Genomic DNA, 18,783 nt, shown 5'->3' with positions numbered 1-18,783 from the left:
CGTCCGCAAGGACGTTTTTTATTTTTTTATTGTCATGACTAGTATTGTAAAATAGAATTGGTAAAGTTAATTTTTATTAAGTAGGTAGTTAGAATGAAAAATATTCCAGTTGTTATGATTATTTTTGGTGGCTCCGGGGATTTAGCTCATAGAAAGCTTTATCCAGCCTTATTTAATTTGTATCAAAAAGGTTTAATTCATGATCATTTTGCTGTAATTGGTACAGCTAGAAGACCTTGGAGCCATGAATATTTGCAAGAACAAGTAGTTGAAGCTGTTAAAGAAAGCTGTGACAACTTTGATGAAAAAGAAGCAAAAGAATTCGCTTCACATTTTTATTACCAGTCTCACGATGTAACTGATATTGGCCACTACATTGCCTTGAAGGAATTAGCAGCTAAACTTGATGAAAAATATCAAGCAGAAGGAAATCGAATTTTCTACATGGCTATGGCACCAAGATTTTTTGGTACAATTGCTACTCACATTAATGATCAAAAATTGCTTGGTAGCGGCTTTAACCGTTTAGTAATTGAAAAGCCATTTGGTCATGACTTAGCTTCAGCAGAAAAGTTAAACCGAGAAATTGGCGAAAGTTTTGATGAAGAGTCGGTGTATCGAATTGACCACTATCTTGGAAAAGAAATGGTTCAAAATATTATGCCTCTAAGAATGACTAATCCAATTGTTAAGAATATCTGGAATAATGACTATATCGCAAATATGCAAGTAACTTTAGCAGAAAGTCTAGGAGTAGGGACTCGTGGTGGTTACTACGAAACATCTGGTGCTTTACGTGATATGGTTCAAAACCATATTTTCCAAATTATTACACTTTTAGCTATGCCTGAGCCTAAAGGACTTGATTCAGACCATATTCACCAAGCTAAACAAGAATTATTAGATAGCCTAGTAATTCCAACTCCAGAAATGGTTAAAAGGCATTTCTCACGGGGACAATATTTGGCTGATGATAATGAAGTAGAGTATTTAAAGGCTGATCAAGTTGCACCAGACTCTAAAGTGGAAACATTTGTAGCTGGAGAAGTTAAATTCAAAAAGGGTCCAGTAGCTGATGTGCCAATTTACTTTAGAACTGGTAAGAAAATGAAGGATAAGGTTTCTCGCATTGATATTGTTCTTCACCATATGAATAATTTATACGGTAGTGCACATTCAAATAATATCTCAATTATTATTGATCCGATTAGTGAAATCTATTTCACAATTAATGGAAAGAAGATTACCTCTGAAGGGTTAAAAAGAGAAAACCTTAGTTATAAGTTTTCTAAGGAAGAAATGGAGCAAGTTCCAGATGGCTATGAACGATTGCTTCATGATGTGTTTGTAGCAGATAGAACTAACTTTACTCATTGGTCAGAATTGAAGCAATATTGGAAGTTCGTGGATGCAGTTGAAGATGCTTGGCAAGATGAAAATAAAGATGTTAAGCAGCTTGAACAATATCCAAGTGGTAAGTTCGGTACGGAATCAAATAATCATATTTTTGAAAAAGATAGCGAGCACTGGATTTACCGCTAATGGATTTACTGCCTAAAAACAATACGAGCCGTAAGATTATTCATATTGATATGGATGCCTTCTATGCTTCAGTAGAAATGCGGGATAATCCATCAATTAGAAATAAAGCTGTCTTAATTGGTGGAGATCCGAAGAAAAATAAGGGTCATGGGGTTGTAGCGACAGCGAATTATATTGCCCGGCGTTATGGAGCTCATTCAGCGATGCCGACGGCTAAGGCGGTAAGATTAATACCAGCAGAGAAGTTGGTAATTATTCAACCAAATTTTGAAAAATATCGTGCTGTATCAGCTGAAATTCATCAATTGATGCATAAGATAACTGATCGCGTAGAATCTGTTGCGTTAGATGAAGCATATTTAGATGTTACTGAAAATAAGCTTAATTTAACCGATCCAGTTCGTATTGCCGCTTTACTTCAGGAAAGAATCTATCAAAAAATTGGTTTGACTAGTTCATTTGGGGTCTCTTATAACAAGTTTTTAGCTAAGATGGGCTCAGAATATGCCAAGCCTTTTGGGAGAACTGTAATTAAACCAGAAGGTGCTCGCGATTTTTTGGCAAAACAACCAATAAAGAACTTCCCTGGTATTGGACCAAAGACCCAAGAAAAACTGGCAGAGATGGAGGTTTATACTGGGGCCGATCTAAGAAAAATTCCAACTGATATTTTAATTAAAAAATTTAATCGAATGGGTTATCTCATGGCGCAGCATGCGCATGGTATCGACTTAAGAAGTGTCGTGACTGATTCAGAAAGAAATAGAAAGTCAATTGGCATTGAACGTACTTTTCATCAAAATTTATTTGATGAAAATACTGCTTTAACAAAATTGCGGTCATATAGTAGAGAACTTGAAAAAAGCTTAAAGGAGCGCCACTTTCTTGCAAATTGTGTTGTCTTAAAAGTACGCGATGCTAATTTTAAGACAATTACTAAAAGAAGGAAGCTAAAGCAGGGCACTAATGATAAAATTGTTATCTACGATACTGGGCGTGCTTTGTTTGCGACAGAAAAAAGCATGCTTTCAACTGGAATCCGGCTTTTAGGCCTTACTGTTACTGATTTTGAAGAGCATCCCGTTGAGAATATATCGCTAGAAATTTTTGATAATGAGTAATGATAAAATAAAAAGAAAAATTTAGGAGAAAAAATTAATGGCAACTTTTGATGAAATTTATGAAAAGATAAAAGAATATCCAACAATTATTTTGCACCGTCACACTAGTCCAGACCCAGATGCAATTGGTTCTCAAGCTGGTTTGGCTAGATCTTTGAGACTAGCTTTCCCTGATAAAAAAATCCTTTGTGCTGGTGAAAATGATGAAGGTGACTTAATTTGGATTAACAAGATGGATGAGGTTAAGCCAGAAGACTACAAGGGTGCTTTAGTTATTACAACCGATACTGCAAATACTCCTCGTATTTCTAACAAAAATTATGACAAAGGTGATCTTCTAATTAAGATTGACCACCACCCAGATGTAGATCCATATGCAGATATGAGCTATGTTGATCCAGATGCACCAGCTGCTTCTGAAATTATTTTTGATTTCTTAAAAGCAGAAAACTTACCAATTACTAAGGAAGTTGCAGCAGCTTTATATGCAGGTATTGTAGGTGATACGGGAAGATTTATGTATCCTGAAACTTCAGCTCATACTTTTGATGTTGCAGCTGAATTAACTAAAACTGGAATTAATATTACCGATATTGCTAGAGAAATTGCTGATGTTACTTTTGATGAAGCGAAATTACAAGCTTTAGCAATGGATAAGATGGATATTGATCCAGTTGGGGCTGCTTATACAATTTTGATGCAAGATGATTTGAAGAAGATGGGGTTAACTGACGATCAAGCAAATGTTGCTGTTTCAACTCCTGGTCGAATTAAAGATGTTTTAGCTTGGAATGTATTTGTAGAAAAGCCAGATGGAACTTTCCGCGTTCATTATCGTTCAAAGGGACCTGTTATTAATCATTTAGCTGAACAGCACGATGGTGGAGGTCATGCCCTAGCATCTGGAGCTAATGCAAAAGACATGGATGAAGTAAAACAAGTCTTTAATGAAGTAGTAGAAGTAACAAAGAAGTATAAAGAAGAACATGGCACAAACAAGTAGTATATTTCAAAATGAAAAAATCCGGCCAGAACTACAAGCCGGATTAGAAAAAATTAATTTTAAGAAACCGACTAAAGTACAGTCTTCGGTTATTCCAGCACTTTTAAATAAAAAGAATGTTGTAGTGCAAGCTGCAACGGGATCTGGAAAGACTCATGCTTATTTGATTCCAATTTTGAATATGATTGATGAGAACGCACCTGTAACACAAGCAATTGTTACTGCACCGAGTCGTGAATTGGCTAATCAATTATATAAAGTTGCGCGTCAGTTAAGGGATGCTAGTGGTTTAAATATTTCAATTGAATATTTAGGCGGTGGAAATGACCGTAATCGCCAAATTGAAAAGGCTGAAAGTAGAGCTCCACAATTAATTATTGCAACCCCTGGTCGTTTACATGATTTTGCATCCAAAAAGTTTATTAACTTGGAGAATGTAAAAGCTTTTATTATCGATGAAGCTGACATGACTTTAGATATGGGCTTTTTAAGTCAAATGGATGAAATTATGTCTAAGTTGGACAAAAAAGCAGTCTTAGGTGCATTTTCAGCCACGATCCCTGTTAAGCTCGAAAACTTTTTAAGAAAGTACATGTCAAAGCCAGAATTTATCGTTATTGACAATCCGGCAATTATTGCGCCAACGATTCAAAATGATTTAATTGACGTAGGTTCAAGAGACAAGAAATCAATTTTGTATAAGTTATTAACAATGGGACAGCCATATTTAGCCCTTGTTTTTGCTAATACGAAAAAGACTGTTGATGAATTAACGGACTACCTTGTAGAACAAGGCCTTAAAGTGGCAAAAATTCATGGTGGAATTACTGAACGCGAACGAAAGAGAATTATTCGTCAAGTTAGAGAAGGACAATATCAATACGTCGTAGCTAGTGACTTAGCTGCTCGTGGAATTGATGTACCCGGTGTTAGCTTAGTTGTTAACTATGAAATTCCAAAAGACTTAGAATTTGTAATTCACCGAATTGGTCGAACAGGCAGAAACGGGCTTGAAGGACATGCCATTACCTTAATCTATGATGATGAAATGAGTCAGATTGAGGACTTAGAAAAATTGGGTATTCATTTTGACTTTAAAGATCTTAGAAATGGTGAATTAGTTGAAAGAACTCACTATCACAGAAGAGATAATCGTCAAACGCGCAACCATAAACTTGATAACCGCATGATTGGTATGGTTAAGAAAACTAAGAAAAAAGTAAAGCCAGGCTACAAGAAGAAGATTAAGCAGGCCATTCAAAAAGATCGTCAGCAAAAACGTAAGCTTGAAGAACGTCATCAAATTCGAAAAGCAAAGCGTAAACGTAAGCGTGAACGTGAGCAAGCACGTAGTAATTTTGACAACTAGAAAATTTGTAGTAAAATAAAGCACGTTTAGGACATATTATTAAAGTATTTTCTTCAAAGAGAGGACTGCTTGGTGAGAAGGTCTAGAAAATATTTAGTAATGCTACCTAAGATAATTAGAGAAATAAATATTTAAAGAGGTAACAAACACTGTTGCAATCAAGGTGGTACCGCGCTGGGAGCGTCCTTGTTTTATGCAATAGTGTTTTTTATATTTGTAGGAGAACTTTTTATGAAACAATTGACTAGTTCACAAGTACGTCAAATGTTCTTGGACTTTTTTAAAGAGCATGGCCACATGGTTATGCAAAGTGCATCATTAATTCCACAAGATGATCCAACCTTGTTATGGATTAACTCTGGTGTTGCTACAATGAAGAAATACTTTGATGGTTCCGTTGTGCCTAAGAATCACCGAATTACTTCTTCTCAAAAATCAATTAGAACTAACGATATTGAAAACGTTGGTAAAACCGCTCGTCACCAAACTTTCTTTGAAATGCTTGGTAACTTCTCAGTTGGGGATTACTTTAAAAAAGAAGTTATTCCTTGGGCTTGGGAATTTTTGACTAGTCCAAAATGGTTAGGTCTTGATCCAGATAAGCTTTACGTAACTGTTTATCCTAAGGATACTGAAGCATACCACATGTGGCACGATGTTGTTGGTTTACCTGAAGACCATATTGTTAAGCTAGAAGATAACTTCTGGGATATTGGTGAAGGTCCATGTGGTCCTGACTCAGAAATTTTCTATGATCGTGGTCAAGAAAATAACGATGTGGCTGAAGATGATCCAGAAAACTTCCCAGGTGGAGAAAATGCTCGCTACCTTGAAATTTGGAACATCGTATTTTCACAATTTAACCACTTACCAAATGGTAAATATGTTGACCAACCACATAAAAATATTGATACCGGTATGGGATTAGAACGTGTAGTATCAATTATTCAAGATGCTCCAACTAACTTCGAAACTGATTTATTTATGCCAATCATTAAGGAAACTGAAAAGTTAAGTGATGGCAAGAAGTATGCCGCAAATAAAGAAGATGATGTTGCATTTAAGATTATTGCTGACCATGTTCGTGCAGTAAGCTTTGCGATTGCTGACGGTGCACTTCCTTCAAACTCAGGACGTGGATATGTTTTACGTCGTTTAATTAGACGTGCTGACTTAAACGGTCAACGTTTAGGTATTAAAGGGGCATTCTTGTACAAATTAGTACCTGTAGTTGGCGAAATTATGAAGAGCCACTATCCAGAAGTTGTTGAACAACAAGCATTCATTCAAAAAGTAATTAAGAACGAAGAAGAAAGATTCCAAGTAACTCTTTCATCTGGTCTAAACTTACTTGATAATATCATTGCTGAAGCTAAGAAGAGCGATGATAAGACTATTTCTGGTAAAGATGCCTTCAAGTTATTCGATACTTACGGCTTCCCATATGAATTAACTTTTGAAGCTGCTCAAGATGCAGGTCTTAAGATTGATAAAAAGGGCTTTGATGAAGAAATGAAAGCTCAAAAGGAACGTGCTCGTAAAGCTCGTGGTAACTTGCAATCAATGGGTTCACAAGATGTTACTTTGATGAATATCAAAGATAAGAGCGAATTTGAATATGGTACTTTAGAAGAAAAGCATGCCAAATTAATCGATATTGTTGTTGATGACAAGTTAGTTGATAAGGCAGATGGTGAACATGCAACTTTAATCTTTGATAAAACTCCATTTTACGCAGAGCGTGGTGGACAAGTTGCTGATCACGGTGAAATTTTGAACCAAAATGGTGAATTAGTTGCTCGTGTAACTGATGTACAACATGCACCAAATGATCAAAACTTGCACTTTGTAGATGTTATTTTGCCACTTGAAAAGGGACAAGAGTATGTCTTGAAAGTTGATCAAAAACGTCGTCGCGGCTTAAAGCATAACCATACTGCTACTCACCTATTGCATGCAGCTTTACGTGAAGTTTTAGGTACTCATACTCACCAAGCTGGATCTTTAGTTGAACCAGATTACTTACGTTTTGACTTTACAAGCTTAGAGCCAATGACTAAGAAAGAAATTGCCAGTGTTGAAAAGTTAGTTAACGAAAAGATTTGGGAAGAAATTCCAGTCAAGACCACTGTTACCGACCCAGATACTGGTTTAAAGATGGGCGCCTTAGCATTATTTGGTGAAAAATATGGTGACACAGTTCGTGTTGTTCAAATCGATGACTTCTCCACTGAATTTTGTGGTGGTACACACTGTGAAAATACTGATCAAATCGGTATGCTAAAGATTGTTTCTGAGTCTGCTGTTGGTGCTGGCACTCGTAGAATTATCGCTGTTACCGGCCCAGAAGCTTACAAGTATGTAACAGACCGTGACGAAATCTTGAAAGAAGTTCAAGATGAAGTTAAGGCAACTAAGGCTGAAGACGTAGTTAATAAGATTTCTTCTATCGAAGCTGATTTACGTGCAAGCCAAAAAGAAGCTGAACAATTAAAGGCTCAAATTAATAAGGCAAAAGCTGGCGATCTCTTTAATGACATTAAGCAAGTTAAAGATTTAACTGTAATTGCTGCGCAAGCTGATGTTGAAGGCATGAATGATTTACGTGAACTTGCTGACAACTGGAAGAGCAGCAATAAATCTGATGTTTTAGTTTTAGCTGCTGAAGTGAATGGTAAAGCTAATATGGTAATTAGCTTAGATGATAAGGCTATTAAAGCAGGCCTTAAGGCTGGCGATTTGATTAAAACTGCTGCTCCAATCTTTGGTGGTGGTGGTGGCGGCCGTCCAAATATGGCACAAGCCGGTGGTAAGAATCCGGCAGGATTAAAAGCTGCTATCGCTAAAGTGTTACAAGAAGTTGAAGAAAAACAAAATTAATTGAGTTCGTTCGATATTTCAAGTAAAATTAAGAAGAATAGGAGGAATTTTATTATGAGTTCGCTAGATAAAACAATGCATTTTGACTTTAACCAAAATAAGGGTAAGAATGTATACGATACTCTACAAGACGTATACAATGCACTTGAGGAAAAGGGCTATAGCCCAATTAATCAAATTGTTGGTTATTTACTTTCAGGCGACCCTGCATATATTCCTCGGCATAATGATGCACGTAATTTGATCTTGAAACATGAGCGTGATGAAATTATTGAGGAATTGGTTAAGAGTTATTTAGGTAAAAATAAATAATGCGATTACTTGGACTTGATGTTGGCTCTAAAACTGTCGGTGTTGCAATCAGTGACCCTTTGGGAATTACCGCTCAAGAGCTTGAAACAATTAAGATTGACGAAAGCAAGTTTAGCTTTGGTCTGCGTCAGATTAGAAAAATTGTACGTAAATATGATGTTGAAGGCTTTGTTTTAGGTTTACCTAAAAACATGGATGGTAGTAGTGGACGTTCGGTAGAAAGAAGTAAACAGTATGGTGAGCGCTTGAAAGAAAAGTTTGACCTACCTGTTTATTACATGGATGAACGCCTTACAACAGTGCAAGCTGATCGAATTTTAGTTGAAGAAGCTGGCGTCCATGATCGTGTTGAACGAAAAAAAGTTATTGACCAAATGGCTGCTGTTTTAATCTTGCAAAACTATTTAGAAGCAACCAGAAAGGATAATTAAAATGAGTGAAAAAATTAACGCTAACCAAGATAATGATCGTCAAATTACTTTAGTTGACGAACAAGGTAATGAAGAATTATTTGAAATCTTATTTACTTTTACATCTGAAGATTATGGTAAATCTTACGTTTTACTATATCCAGCAGCTGTTAGTGACGATGATGATGTTGAAGTACAAGCTTTCAGCTATGATGCAGATGCAGATGGCGATGTAACTAGTTCTGACTTACATGAAATCACAGATGATGATGAGTGGAACATGGTACAAGGAGTTTTAAATACATTTTTGTCAGACGATCGCTTAAGCGGCGAATAATCTTCAAAAAAGACTGGCGATTGAAGCTAGTCTTTTTTGCTTAATCAAGGATGAGCAATGATTTCTTTTTTCATTTTATTAATTTTTATCTATTGTTGTTATGTAGGCTATCGGCGTGGTGTAGTATATGAAGGCTTAGCAGCTGGTGGATATGTAATCGGGCTAATTTTAGCCACTTTAATGTATAAACCATTTAGTAACTTTTTAAATTTGTGGGTTCCATATCCATCCGCAAATGATCGAAGCAGCTTTGCTTTCTTTGATAAAACTACGGGATTAACCTTAGATAAATCATTTTATGCAGCAATTGCTTTTTCAATTATTTTGTTGATTGTTTGTTGCTTATGGCGTTTTGTGATGCTAGGGTTTAATCAATTAAGATATGTTACGGTAAACTCTAACCTAAATCTCTGGGGAAGTTTAATTATTTCTTTTATTGTGACACAGATTAGTGTTTATTTGCTTTTGTTTATTTTAGCCACAATTCCTAATGATGGTTTGCAAAATATGCTAGGGCATTCTATTTTAGCAAGTGGTATCTTGCATTTTTCTCCTGTAATTTCCCAAGTTTTTATAAATTTATTCATTACAACAATATAAAAAATGGTCCCAACTCTGGGGCCTTTTTGCTAGGTGGAATATATGAACTCTAAAATTATTGAAAAATTAGAATATAATCGCATAATTAAACAATTAAGTGATTTGGCTATTACAGCACCTGCAAAAGAGCAGGCTTTAACGTTAATGCCAAGTAGTAATTTTGATGAAGTAAAAAAATCAATTGATCAAACTAGGGTCCTTTCTAATATTTTACGAGTTAAAGGACCAATGCCGATAACTGACTTTAAAGATGTTAGAGCTAGTTTGAAGCGTTTGAAGGTCAAGGCAAATTTAAATGGGGAAGAATTAGGTAATATTTTTCTAATTCTTAGCTTAGCTAAAGATGTTTCTCAGTTTACTGATGACTTAGAAGAGCGTGAAATTGATATCCGACCGATTGAAAAAACTCTTAAAAATTTAGCAATTCCAGAAGACTTATTTAAGAAGTTGAATCAGGCAATTGAATATGACGGAACTGTTAAGGATACAGCTTCTTCTAAGTTAATGCAGCTGCGACATGATATTCAAAGCAATGAAACTGATATTAAAAATCACATGAATGATTATATCAGTGGAAAGCATACACAATATTTGTCAGAAAATATCGTAACCATCAGAGATGGTCGCTATGTATTACCTGTAAAACAAGAATATAAGAATAAATTCGGTGGAGTTGTTCATGATCAAAGTGCCAGTGGACAGACTTTATTTGTTGAGCCACAAGCAGTTTTAGTTCTTAATAACCGACAGCAAAATTTAATGGCTCAAGAGCGTCAGGAAATCAACCGTATCTTAATTGAATTATCAGAACTTGCTGGTATGTATCAAAAAGAAATAAAAAATAATGCGGATGCATTAACACAATTAGACTTTTTAAGTGCTAAAAGCAAATTAGCTAAAGCAATGAAAGCTACAGAACCAGTCTTAAATCAAGATCATGTCATTAAGTTGAGAAAGGCTCGACACCCATTAATTAATCCTAAAAAAGTTGTTCCTAATAATATTGAACTAGGAACTAGCTTTGATACCATGCTGATTACGGGCCCTAACACAGGTGGTAAGACTATCACGCTGAAGACTTTAGGGCTGCTACAATTGATGGCTCAAGCGGGATTATTCATCACAGCTGAAGAAGGCAGTCAATTAACTGTTTTTAATGAAATTTACGCCGATATTGGGGATGAGCAATCTATTGAACAGTCATTAAGTACTTTCTCATCACATATGGACCAAATTATAAAAATAATGAAAGATGTAACTGAGGATGATTTGGTTTTAATTGATGAATTGGGAGCCGGAACTGATCCTGAAGAAGGAGCTAGTCTAGCGATCGCTATTTTAGATGATTTACGGGGAGCACAAGCTAAAATTGCGATTACTACACACTATCCGGAATTAAAGCTCTATGGCTATAATCGTGCAAGAACTACGAATGCCTCAATGGAATTTGACTTAAAGAAACTTGCTCCAACGTATCGTTTGAGAATTGGTATCCCTGGACAAAGTAATGCCTTTGCCATTGCACATCAATTAGGGATGAATGAAACTGTAGTCAACAAGGCTAGAAGTTTGATGAATGACGAAGATAGTGATATTAATAAGATGATTGAACGATTGACGGAGCAGACTAAGGCTGCTGAGCAACTTCATGAAACTTTAAAGCAAAATGTTGACCAAAGTATCACTTTGAAGCGTCAACTCCAGAATGGTCTTGACTGGTATAATCAACAAGTACAAAAGCAACTTGAAAAAGCTCAAGAAAAAGCTGATGAAATGCTTGCTAAAAAGCGTCAAAAAGCTGATAAGATCATCAATGATCTTGAAGAACAAAGAAGAGCTGGTGGTCAAGTTAGAACCAATAAAGTTATTGAAGCTAAAGGTGCTTTAAATAAACTTGAGCGTGAAAATCAAAACTTGGCCCAGAACAAGGTCTTGCAACGTGAAAAGCGGCGTCATGATGTAAGTGTTGGTGATACTGTGAAAGTTCTATCTTATGGACAACAAGGTGTAATTACAAAGAAACTTGCTGATCATGAATTTGAAGTTCAAATTGGCATTTTGAAAGTTAAAGTCACTGATCGGGATGTTGAAAAGATTAGTACACAAGCTGCTCCTAAGAAGGCAGAAAGAGCTGTTCGCTCGAGTCGTGGCCTTCGTTCTACGCGTGCAAGTAGTGAGCTTGACTTAAGGGGACAACGCTATGAAGAGGCTCTAACTAACTTAGATCGCTACATCGATTCTTCCCTCTTAGCTGGTTTAAATACCGTCACAATTATCCATGGAATTGGAACTGGGGCAATTAGAAATGGTGTGCAACAATACTTGAAGCGAAATAGGCATGTAAAGAGCTATAGTTATGCGCCTGCTAACCAGGGTGGAACTGGAGCGACAATCGTTCAGTTACAGTAAGCAATATACTTGCAAAAAGTAAGTCGTTCTACTAAACTATACTTATAATTTAAAGAATTTATTTGTGAGGTAATAACAATGGTTGATGAAATTACAGATGCAACTTTTGAAGAAGAAACTAGCGAAGGCGTTGTTTTAATTGATTTTTGGGCAACTTGGTGTGGTCCATGTAAGATGCAATCACCAGTTATTGACCAACTTTCTGAAGAAATGGATGATGTAAAATTCACCAAAATGGATGTTGATCAAAACCAAGAAACTGCTCGTAACTTAGGAATTATGGCAATCCCAACTTTATTAATTAAGAAAGATGGAAAGATTGTTGACCGTTTAACTGGTTATACTCCTAAGGAAAAACTTGAACAAATTTTAGATCAATATACTGACTAATATAAATAACAAAAACCGGGTAAGCCTCTGTATTGAGACTTACCCGGTTTTTATTATTGCTATTCTCTTACTTGGTTAATAGTTAGTCAAATTGCGCAGTGATTTGAACTACATGCTTTTTAGTAACAGTAGCTGAAGCTTCAGTTGGAGTACCATTTTGGCGCTCTAAACATTCCGCAATAATTCCACTTTCAAGTGAAAATTCATCACTTTGGCTATCCAGTCGATCAGTTACGACTTGGCCGGATAATTCAAAAACTGCGGTATGTTTGCGATCTTTAAGTACTTTTAAAGTTCCAAATTGAGCCATATCGAAAAATTCGATTAAATCATCGATATCTGATAAATCATATTTACGACTAACATGTTTTCCGGCCCAGTAAAGAATTTCTTTATCTTCGCTACCTAAAATGGTAGGTAAGATAAAATCACGATATAATGAATTTAAAAAATAAAGATGTTCGTTTGTATGTTCCATGCTTTCATTTCCTTTTGTCTTCTATATCATTTTAACTTAAAATAGGTGGAGTAGAAAAGAGAATTTAATCATCATTTGTTTAAAGGAGTTTTTTTAATGGATAATCGACCAATTGGAGTTTTAGATTCAGGATTAGGCGGCTTAACCGTTTTAAAAAAAGTAATTGAAAAAATGCCTAATGAGTCAACAATTTTTATTGGCGACCAGGCTAATATGCCGTATGGGGATCGCTCAAGAGAAGAAATTATTTCTCTAACTCGCGATAGTGTAAACTTCTTATTAAGTAAAGATGTAAAAATTATTATTTTTGGTTGTAACACAGCAACCGCTGTAGCAATGTCAACTATTCAGAAAGAAATACCACTACAGATAATTGGTGTTGTTCAATCTGGTGCTTTAGCTGCAGCAAGAACTACAGAGACTAAAAATGTAGCTGTAATTGGTACTAAGGCTACTGTGGATAGTCATTCTTATTTAAAGGAAATTCAGTATCGTGATCCAGAAATTAAGGTCAGTGAATTTGCTCAGCCTAAATTGGCACCACTAGCTGAAGAAGATCCCGATGAAGATACTAAGAATGCAGTGGTTAGTGAAAGTTTAACCCCATTGAAAAATGCTGATTATGATACCTTAGTTTTGGGCTGCACACATTATCCTTTATTGAGAGACGAAATTGTGGCTGTGGTGGGTCAAGATAAAAAAATTGTAGATCCAGCTGATCAAGTGGCACAATATACATATAATGTTTTGCGACGTGATGATTTATTTGCTGAGAGTACTGCTCTGGTAAAACATGACTACTATACAACTGGAGAAGCAAAGAAGTTTACTGAAATTACCCGTCAATGGATGAATGACGACACGATAGTTGGTCATCATGTAGATGCTGAGGATTAAAAATGGATACTTTATTATTTGCAACTAACAATAAAAATAAGGCTAGAGAAGTTGAAGAGGCTTTAAAGAAAATAAATTTTCCCATTCATGTAATTACTAATCAGGATCTAACTGATCCTCCTCATGTTTTAGAAACTGGGACAACATTTTTAGCTAATGCAAAACTAAAAGCTCATAAAATGGCAGAGTTCAGTAATTTGCCAACTCTTGCTGATGATTCAGGTTTATCAGTTGATAAATTAAACGGAGCTCCTGGAGTTCATTCTGCTCGCTATGGAGGAGAAGCTCATAATGATGCCTTAAATAATGCAAAATTGTTAGCTGAACTAGGTGGTGTTCCTCAAGAGAAAAGACAAGCTACCTTTCATACAACTATGGTAGTTTCTTGGCCTGGTAGATTTGATGATGATTTAGTAACGCAAGGTGAAATTAGAGGCGAAATTTTGACTTATCCGCGGGGGGATGGTAATTTTGGCTATGATCCACTTTTCTTTGTTCCTGATAAGGGGAAGACATTTGCTGAAATGACAGTAGATGAAAAAAATGCTATTTCTCACCGTGGCCAAGCTTTAAGAAAATTACTTGCTGAGCTACCAACTTGGTGGAAAAAAATGGAAAATGAATAATTAATAGTTATTTAAAAGACTTAGTTCTGATATTTTATTGGAATTAAGTCTTTTTGTTATTTATATGTTAAATAATATCTTTTATTTATATATGAAAGCGCTATACTAAAAATGAAAGAATAGTTATATAAGTTTAAGTAGATTTCGAGGTTATAGCATATGAAAAAAGTTCTGGCGATTAATTCTGGAAGTTCGTCTTTCAAATATAAGTTATTTTCTTTTCCTAATGAAAAAGTAATTGCTTCGGGAATGGCCGATAGAGTAGGAAAAGAAAATGCTGTCTTTAAAATTAAATTGAGTAATGGTCAAGAATATATAAAAAATCTGCCTATTCATAATCAAGAAGAGGCAGTTAAATTATTAATTGAGGATTTAAAAAAATTTCACGTAGTTGAAGATTTGCGAGAAATTAGTGGTGTTGGTCATAGAGTAGTAAATGGAGGAGAAATTTTTAAAGAATCCGTCCATGTTAAAGAAAAGGAACTACAGGAAATATTTGATCTGGGAGAGCTAGCACCGTTGCATAATATTCCAGAAGCAAATGGTATTAAGACATTCATGAGGATCATTCCTAATGTACCTCAAGTAGCAGTTTTTGATACTTCATATCATCAAACTTTAGATCAGATTCATTATCTTTACTCCATTCCTTATGAGTATTATCAAAAATATGGTATTAGAAAGTATGGTGCGCACGGAATTTCAATTTCTTATGTGGCACAACGTGCGGCAAAAATGCTTAATAAGAATCCTAACTTAGTCAATCTGATTGTTTGTCATTTAGGATCTGGGGCTTCTGTTACCGCAGTAAAAAATGGAAAATCTTATGATACTTCAATGGGAACTAGTCCACTTACTGGGGTAACAATGGGAACTAGAAGTGGTGACTTTGACCCAGCTGCCTTACAACGTTTAATGCATAAAACTGGAATGAATATCGATGAAGCTGTTAAAGTTTTGAACTATAAATCAGGATTATTGGGGATTTCAGGTATATCTTCAGATATGAGAGATTTAATTGAGAGCAAAGATAAACGTGCAAAGCTAGCTCGAAAGATATTTATTAATCGTGTAGTTAGGTATGTTGGTGCATATGCAGCTGAATTAAATGGTGTTGATGCAATTATATTTACTGCTGGAATTGGAGAACATGATCCTGGCATTAGAGCAGGAGTGATGGCATCATTAAAATATTTAGGACTAGATCCTGATTTTAAAGCTAATCGGACAGATGGAGAAAAGTTTATTTCTAAACCTAATTCAAAAGTAAAAGCAATGATTGTTCCTACCAACGAAGAATTAATGATTGCTCGTGAGGTAGTGCGAGTTTTGCAATAAAAAAAGATTAAGTAGGATTAGACAAAGGTCTAACTACTTAATCTTTTAAGAAGTAGTAGTATTTTCTTGTTTTGTAGGTATAGAACTAAATTTTATATCTTGTTGATTAAACTCTTTGATATAGGCGCCCAGATAAGCATTTTTTACCTGGCTTTGACTGTTAGTCACTACTTGAAAATGAATCTGGTAAGTAATACTTGAACCGGTTTGATTGATAATGCCAATAATTTGTGGTCCCTTTTTAATTTGATTTTTAAACTTATCTTTGAGTGCTGCATTTACTGTGTTAATTGCATGGTTAACGGTTGTAAGATCGTTATCAACAGATAAATTCAAATCAATGTTCATACTCCATCCAGAATGTGAACCATGAGTTAAATTTTCTACAATAGTAATATTGCGATTGGGAATATAAATAACTGCCCCATTGGTAGTTTTAAGACGAGTATTACGTAAAGTAAAAGAAAGAACAGTTCCAGTATAGGTTCCAATCTTGACAGTATCACCAATGTTATATTCGCCCTCACTGAAAATATTTATTCCCGTTATTACGTCACTTACTAGGCCTTGTGCTCCCATCCCTAAAGCAAGAGAAACAAGTCCCACACTAGCGATAAGAGTGCCAACTGGAATACCTAGAAGTGTTAAAAGACTGTATAAATAAAACAAAAGAATTGTATATTGAAAAAGAGCAACACCAAGTTGAGCTAAGGTCCTTTTTCGACCAGTCATGTTTTCTTGAAACTTTGGATTTTTCAGTAAGTAGCGAGTTAATAAGCGTTTACCTATACGCCAAATCAAGAAAAAGATTCCAGTTGTAATTAGAATTTGAGTACCACGACTTAAGAGCGTATGAAGTACACTATTCCAATCAATTAGAGAATCAACATTACTATTTTTTTTAGTTGTAGATGTTCCTTTTAAAATCGTTGACCAGTTCAAAACATCATCTCCTTAGCAATTTCTTTAGATAGTATATCAAAAAGTAAGGTACTATTTCATTGCTTGAAGGGAGGAATAATGCTAGACTTTTTATGAGAGGAATAATTAATGGAGGATAGATTATGTCAATTTCATATGGTGCATTAGCTGGCTTGATTGCAGCAGTTGCCTTTTTAATCTTAGTCTTATTTACTTTGCCTTTAATTGTTAGAGCAACTAAGACAATGAAGAAAGTTGACTCAACTATGGATAGCGTTAATATAGCTGTTGATGACTTAACTAAGCAGACTGCAGTATTGATGAAACAAAGTGAAGATTTATTAGAAAAAAGTAATGCTCTTCTAGCCGATGTAAATGGTAAAGTAACTGAATTAGAACCAGTTGTAAAAGCAGCTGCAGATTTAGGTGAAAGTGTGTCAGATATTAATTCTTCATCAAGAAGAATGATTGAGCGCTTCTCTGGTATGGGTATTAGAGGAGCTGGAATTGGCATCTTTTCATCTCTAGTTAGTCGAATGTTCGCAAGACGTAAGCGTCGTCGTGGGGAAGACTAATATTTATTAAAGGAGAACAATTATGCGTAAATTAGGTGGATTTTTATTAGGTAGCGTTGTCGGTTTAGGTGTTGGCTTGATTGCTGGCTCATTATTATTACCAGAAGAAACAACTGATGATGTAAAGAAAAAGCTAGCTGAAAACGAAAAGTTACAAGACTTAAAAGAAAAATATGACAAGGGAACTGAAGCAATTAAGAATCAATTAGCCTCATTCCCTAAATCAGTTGAAGATGATTCAGAATTGAAAGATTTTGATGATATCGTAATTGATGATACTAACAAAGATCTTGGTGAAGATGAAAAATCTGACAAAGAAGCTGTTAGTGATCTAAATAACGCTGAAAAAAATTAATTAATATTAAAGAATCAAGTTTTCACTTGGTTCTTTTTTGTATAAAAAACTGGTGATAGAGATAATCTATCACCAGTTAATTTAGTATAAATTAGTCTTTAACGGGAATGTATTTCAATTCTTTGCTTGTTTTAGTAAAAGTCTCAAAACCATTCTTTGTTACAACCCCACAGTCTTCGATTCTAACACCAGCTACGTTAGGGATATAAATACCTGGCTCAATTGAGAAACACATGCCTTCTTCAAGAACAACATCATTTCCTTCCATAATTTGTGGAAATTCATGAACGTTCATCCCGATACCATGACCAAGACGGTGGATGAAGTATTCACCATAGCCTGCTTTAGTTATGATATCTCTAGCAACAGCATCAAGTTCGCTAGCTGTAATACCAGGCTTTGCGGCTTCAATCGCTGCTTGTTGAGCTTCACGATCAACTTCGTATATTTCTTTTTCTTTAGCAGTTGGTTCTCCGTAAGCAACAGTTCTACTTGAGTCAGAAGCATAGCCATTATGCATTGTTCCAAGGTCAAAAAGAACTAATTCATTTGGTTCGATTTTATTCATGGTTGGACCAAGATGAGGGTTAGCAGCATTTTTACCAGCTTGAACGATTGTTTCAAAACTAGTGTGCATTACACCTTTTTGAAGTTTTAACTGGTAATCAATTTGACCAGCAACGTAGCGTTCAGTTACACCATTTTTAAGTGCATTAAAGCCAATTTGAAAAGCAAAGTCTGCTTCTGCACCAGCAGCCTTTAATTGTTCAACTTCCTCTGGTGTTTTACGTAAGCGTGCTTCAGCAACAAATGGGGATACATTAGTTGTAAATGAAGAATCAGGAAAGGCGATTCTTAATGCTTCTAAGCGATCAACTGAAAGATGGGCTTTTTCAATAGCAACATTATTTGGAGTACCAATACGTTGATTTACCAAGTCAGCGATTTTTGACCATGGATTTTCGTGATCAAGATAGCCATAAACATCTCCATCCCAGGCCGAATTTTTAGCTTCTTCAACGTTTAACTCAGGTGCAAAAATAAAGGCTGCCTTATCTTTAAAAGCAAGTAAAGCAAAAATTCTTTCATGAGGATCCATACTGTAGCCGGTAAAGTAATTAATACTAATTGGATCAGAGATGTAGGCAACATCATTATTGGTTGAAATTAGCCAATTTTGTAACTTATCTAAGTTCATAATTTTAACTCCTTTTTTAACA

The 18,783-nt window shown here is 35.4% G+C and carries 19 protein-coding genes; 16 read left to right on the top strand and 3 right to left on the bottom strand.

The features are described from left to right. The first annotated feature begins 93 nt into the window (after positions 1-93). The 11 genes from zwf to trxA all read left to right on the top strand — a co-directional run bounded on the left by zwf (position 94) and on the right by trxA (position 12,373). Positions 94-1,542 (top strand): glucose-6-phosphate dehydrogenase, encoded by a 1,449-nt coding sequence (zwf, locus tag HMPREF0528_RS05170; RefSeq protein ID WP_004895677.1) that lies wholly within the window; start codon positions 94-96, stop codon positions 1,540-1,542. Next, entirely contained in the window at positions 1,542-2,663 is a 1,122-nt protein-coding gene (gene dinB / locus HMPREF0528_RS05165; RefSeq protein ID WP_004895676.1) for a DNA polymerase IV, read from the top strand. Before zwf ends, dinB begins: the two co-directional genes overlap by 1 nt. A gap of 37 nt (positions 2,664-2,700) precedes the next feature. Then, a complete protein-coding gene (locus tag HMPREF0528_RS05160; RefSeq protein ID WP_004895675.1) occupies positions 2,701-3,666 on the top strand; it encodes a DHH family phosphoesterase in 966 nt (321 codons plus the stop codon). Then, positions 3,650-5,035, top strand: a complete 1,386-nt coding sequence (locus tag HMPREF0528_RS05155) for a DEAD/DEAH box helicase (RefSeq protein WP_004895674.1) — start codon at positions 3,650-3,652, stop codon at positions 5,033-5,035. Before HMPREF0528_RS05160 ends, HMPREF0528_RS05155 begins: the two co-directional genes overlap by 17 nt. Before the next feature lie 231 nt (positions 5,036-5,266). After that, entirely contained in the window at positions 5,267-7,915 is a 2,649-nt protein-coding gene (alaS, locus tag HMPREF0528_RS05150; RefSeq protein WP_034525258.1) for an alanine--tRNA ligase, read from the top strand. 54 nt (positions 7,916-7,969) lie between these two features. Next, positions 7,970-8,227 carry an IreB family regulatory phosphoprotein gene (locus tag HMPREF0528_RS05145; protein ID WP_003647717.1) on the top strand — a complete coding sequence of 86 codons (258 nt, stop codon included), beginning with the start codon at positions 7,970-7,972 and terminating at the stop codon, positions 8,225-8,227. Further along, positions 8,227-8,658: a Holliday junction resolvase RuvX gene (gene ruvX, locus HMPREF0528_RS05140; protein WP_004895672.1), complete on the top strand. Its 432-nt coding sequence runs from the start codon at positions 8,227-8,229 to the stop codon at positions 8,656-8,658. Before HMPREF0528_RS05145 ends, ruvX begins: the two co-directional genes overlap by 1 nt. A 1-nt stretch (position 8,659) precedes the next feature. Next, positions 8,660-8,974 (top strand): DUF1292 domain-containing protein, encoded by a 315-nt coding sequence (locus HMPREF0528_RS05135; protein WP_004895671.1) that lies wholly within the window; start codon positions 8,660-8,662, stop codon positions 8,972-8,974. Between the two features lie 57 nt (positions 8,975-9,031). After that, a complete protein-coding gene (locus HMPREF0528_RS05130) occupies positions 9,032-9,574 on the top strand; it encodes a CvpA family protein (RefSeq protein ID WP_004895670.1) in 543 nt (180 codons plus the stop codon). Between the two features lie 42 nt (positions 9,575-9,616). Continuing rightward, entirely contained in the window at positions 9,617-11,983 is a 2,367-nt protein-coding gene (locus HMPREF0528_RS05125) for an endonuclease MutS2 (RefSeq protein ID WP_004895669.1), read from the top strand. A gap of 78 nt (positions 11,984-12,061) precedes the next feature. Then, positions 12,062-12,373 carry a thioredoxin gene (gene trxA, locus HMPREF0528_RS05120; RefSeq protein WP_004895668.1) on the top strand — a complete coding sequence of 104 codons (312 nt, stop codon included), beginning with the start codon at positions 12,062-12,064 and terminating at the stop codon, positions 12,371-12,373. An 82-nt stretch (positions 12,374-12,455) separates the two neighbouring features. Here trxA and HMPREF0528_RS05115 read toward each other — a convergent pair whose 3' ends face one another. Continuing rightward, on the bottom strand, positions 12,456-12,851 hold the full coding sequence (locus HMPREF0528_RS05115; RefSeq protein ID WP_004895667.1) for a YslB family protein: 396 nt from the start codon (positions 12,849-12,851) through the stop codon (positions 12,456-12,458). 96 nt (positions 12,852-12,947) lie between these two features. Between HMPREF0528_RS05115 and murI the strand changes: the two genes are divergently transcribed. From murI to HMPREF0528_RS05100, 3 genes are all read left to right on the top strand, one after another. Then, a complete protein-coding gene (gene murI / locus HMPREF0528_RS05110) occupies positions 12,948-13,748 on the top strand; it encodes a glutamate racemase (RefSeq protein WP_004895666.1) in 801 nt (266 codons plus the stop codon). Between the two features lie 2 nt (positions 13,749-13,750). Continuing rightward, positions 13,751-14,374, top strand: coding sequence for an XTP/dITP diphosphatase (locus HMPREF0528_RS05105; RefSeq protein ID WP_004895665.1), 624 nt, complete (start codon positions 13,751-13,753; stop codon positions 14,372-14,374). Positions 14,375-14,533: 159 nt separating this feature from the next. Further along, positions 14,534-15,712, top strand: a complete 1,179-nt coding sequence (locus HMPREF0528_RS05100) for an acetate/propionate family kinase (protein WP_004895664.1) — start codon at positions 14,534-14,536, stop codon at positions 15,710-15,712. 45 nt (positions 15,713-15,757) lie between these two features. Here HMPREF0528_RS05100 and HMPREF0528_RS05095 read toward each other — a convergent pair whose 3' ends face one another. Continuing rightward, positions 15,758-16,654, bottom strand: a complete 897-nt coding sequence (locus HMPREF0528_RS05095) for a mechanosensitive ion channel family protein (protein ID WP_004895663.1) — start codon at positions 16,652-16,654, stop codon at positions 15,758-15,760. Positions 16,655-16,776: 122 nt separating this feature from the next. On the opposite strand from HMPREF0528_RS05095, the gene HMPREF0528_RS05090 reads away from it, so the two are divergent. Both HMPREF0528_RS05090 and HMPREF0528_RS05085 read left to right on the top strand, forming a co-directional pair. Then, positions 16,777-17,208: a DUF948 domain-containing protein gene (locus HMPREF0528_RS05090; RefSeq protein WP_004895662.1), complete on the top strand. Its 432-nt coding sequence runs from the start codon at positions 16,777-16,779 to the stop codon at positions 17,206-17,208. 22 nt (positions 17,209-17,230) lie between these two features. Then, positions 17,231-17,563 (top strand): YtxH domain-containing protein, encoded by a 333-nt coding sequence (locus HMPREF0528_RS05085; RefSeq protein WP_004895661.1) that lies wholly within the window; start codon positions 17,231-17,233, stop codon positions 17,561-17,563. A 91-nt stretch (positions 17,564-17,654) separates the two neighbouring features. Here the strand turns inward: HMPREF0528_RS05085 and HMPREF0528_RS05080 are convergent, their stop codons facing one another. Next, positions 17,655-18,761 (bottom strand): aminopeptidase P family protein, encoded by a 1,107-nt coding sequence (locus HMPREF0528_RS05080; protein WP_004895660.1) that lies wholly within the window; start codon positions 18,759-18,761, stop codon positions 17,655-17,657. Positions 18,762-18,783 lie beyond the last annotated feature (22 nt).

It is taken from the genome of Lactobacillus johnsonii ATCC 33200 (genome assembly GCF_000159355.1).
Classification (GTDB): Bacteria; Bacillota; Bacilli; order Lactobacillales; family Lactobacillaceae; genus Lactobacillus; species Lactobacillus johnsonii.
This window is presented reverse-complemented; position numbering and strand designations above follow the sequence as displayed.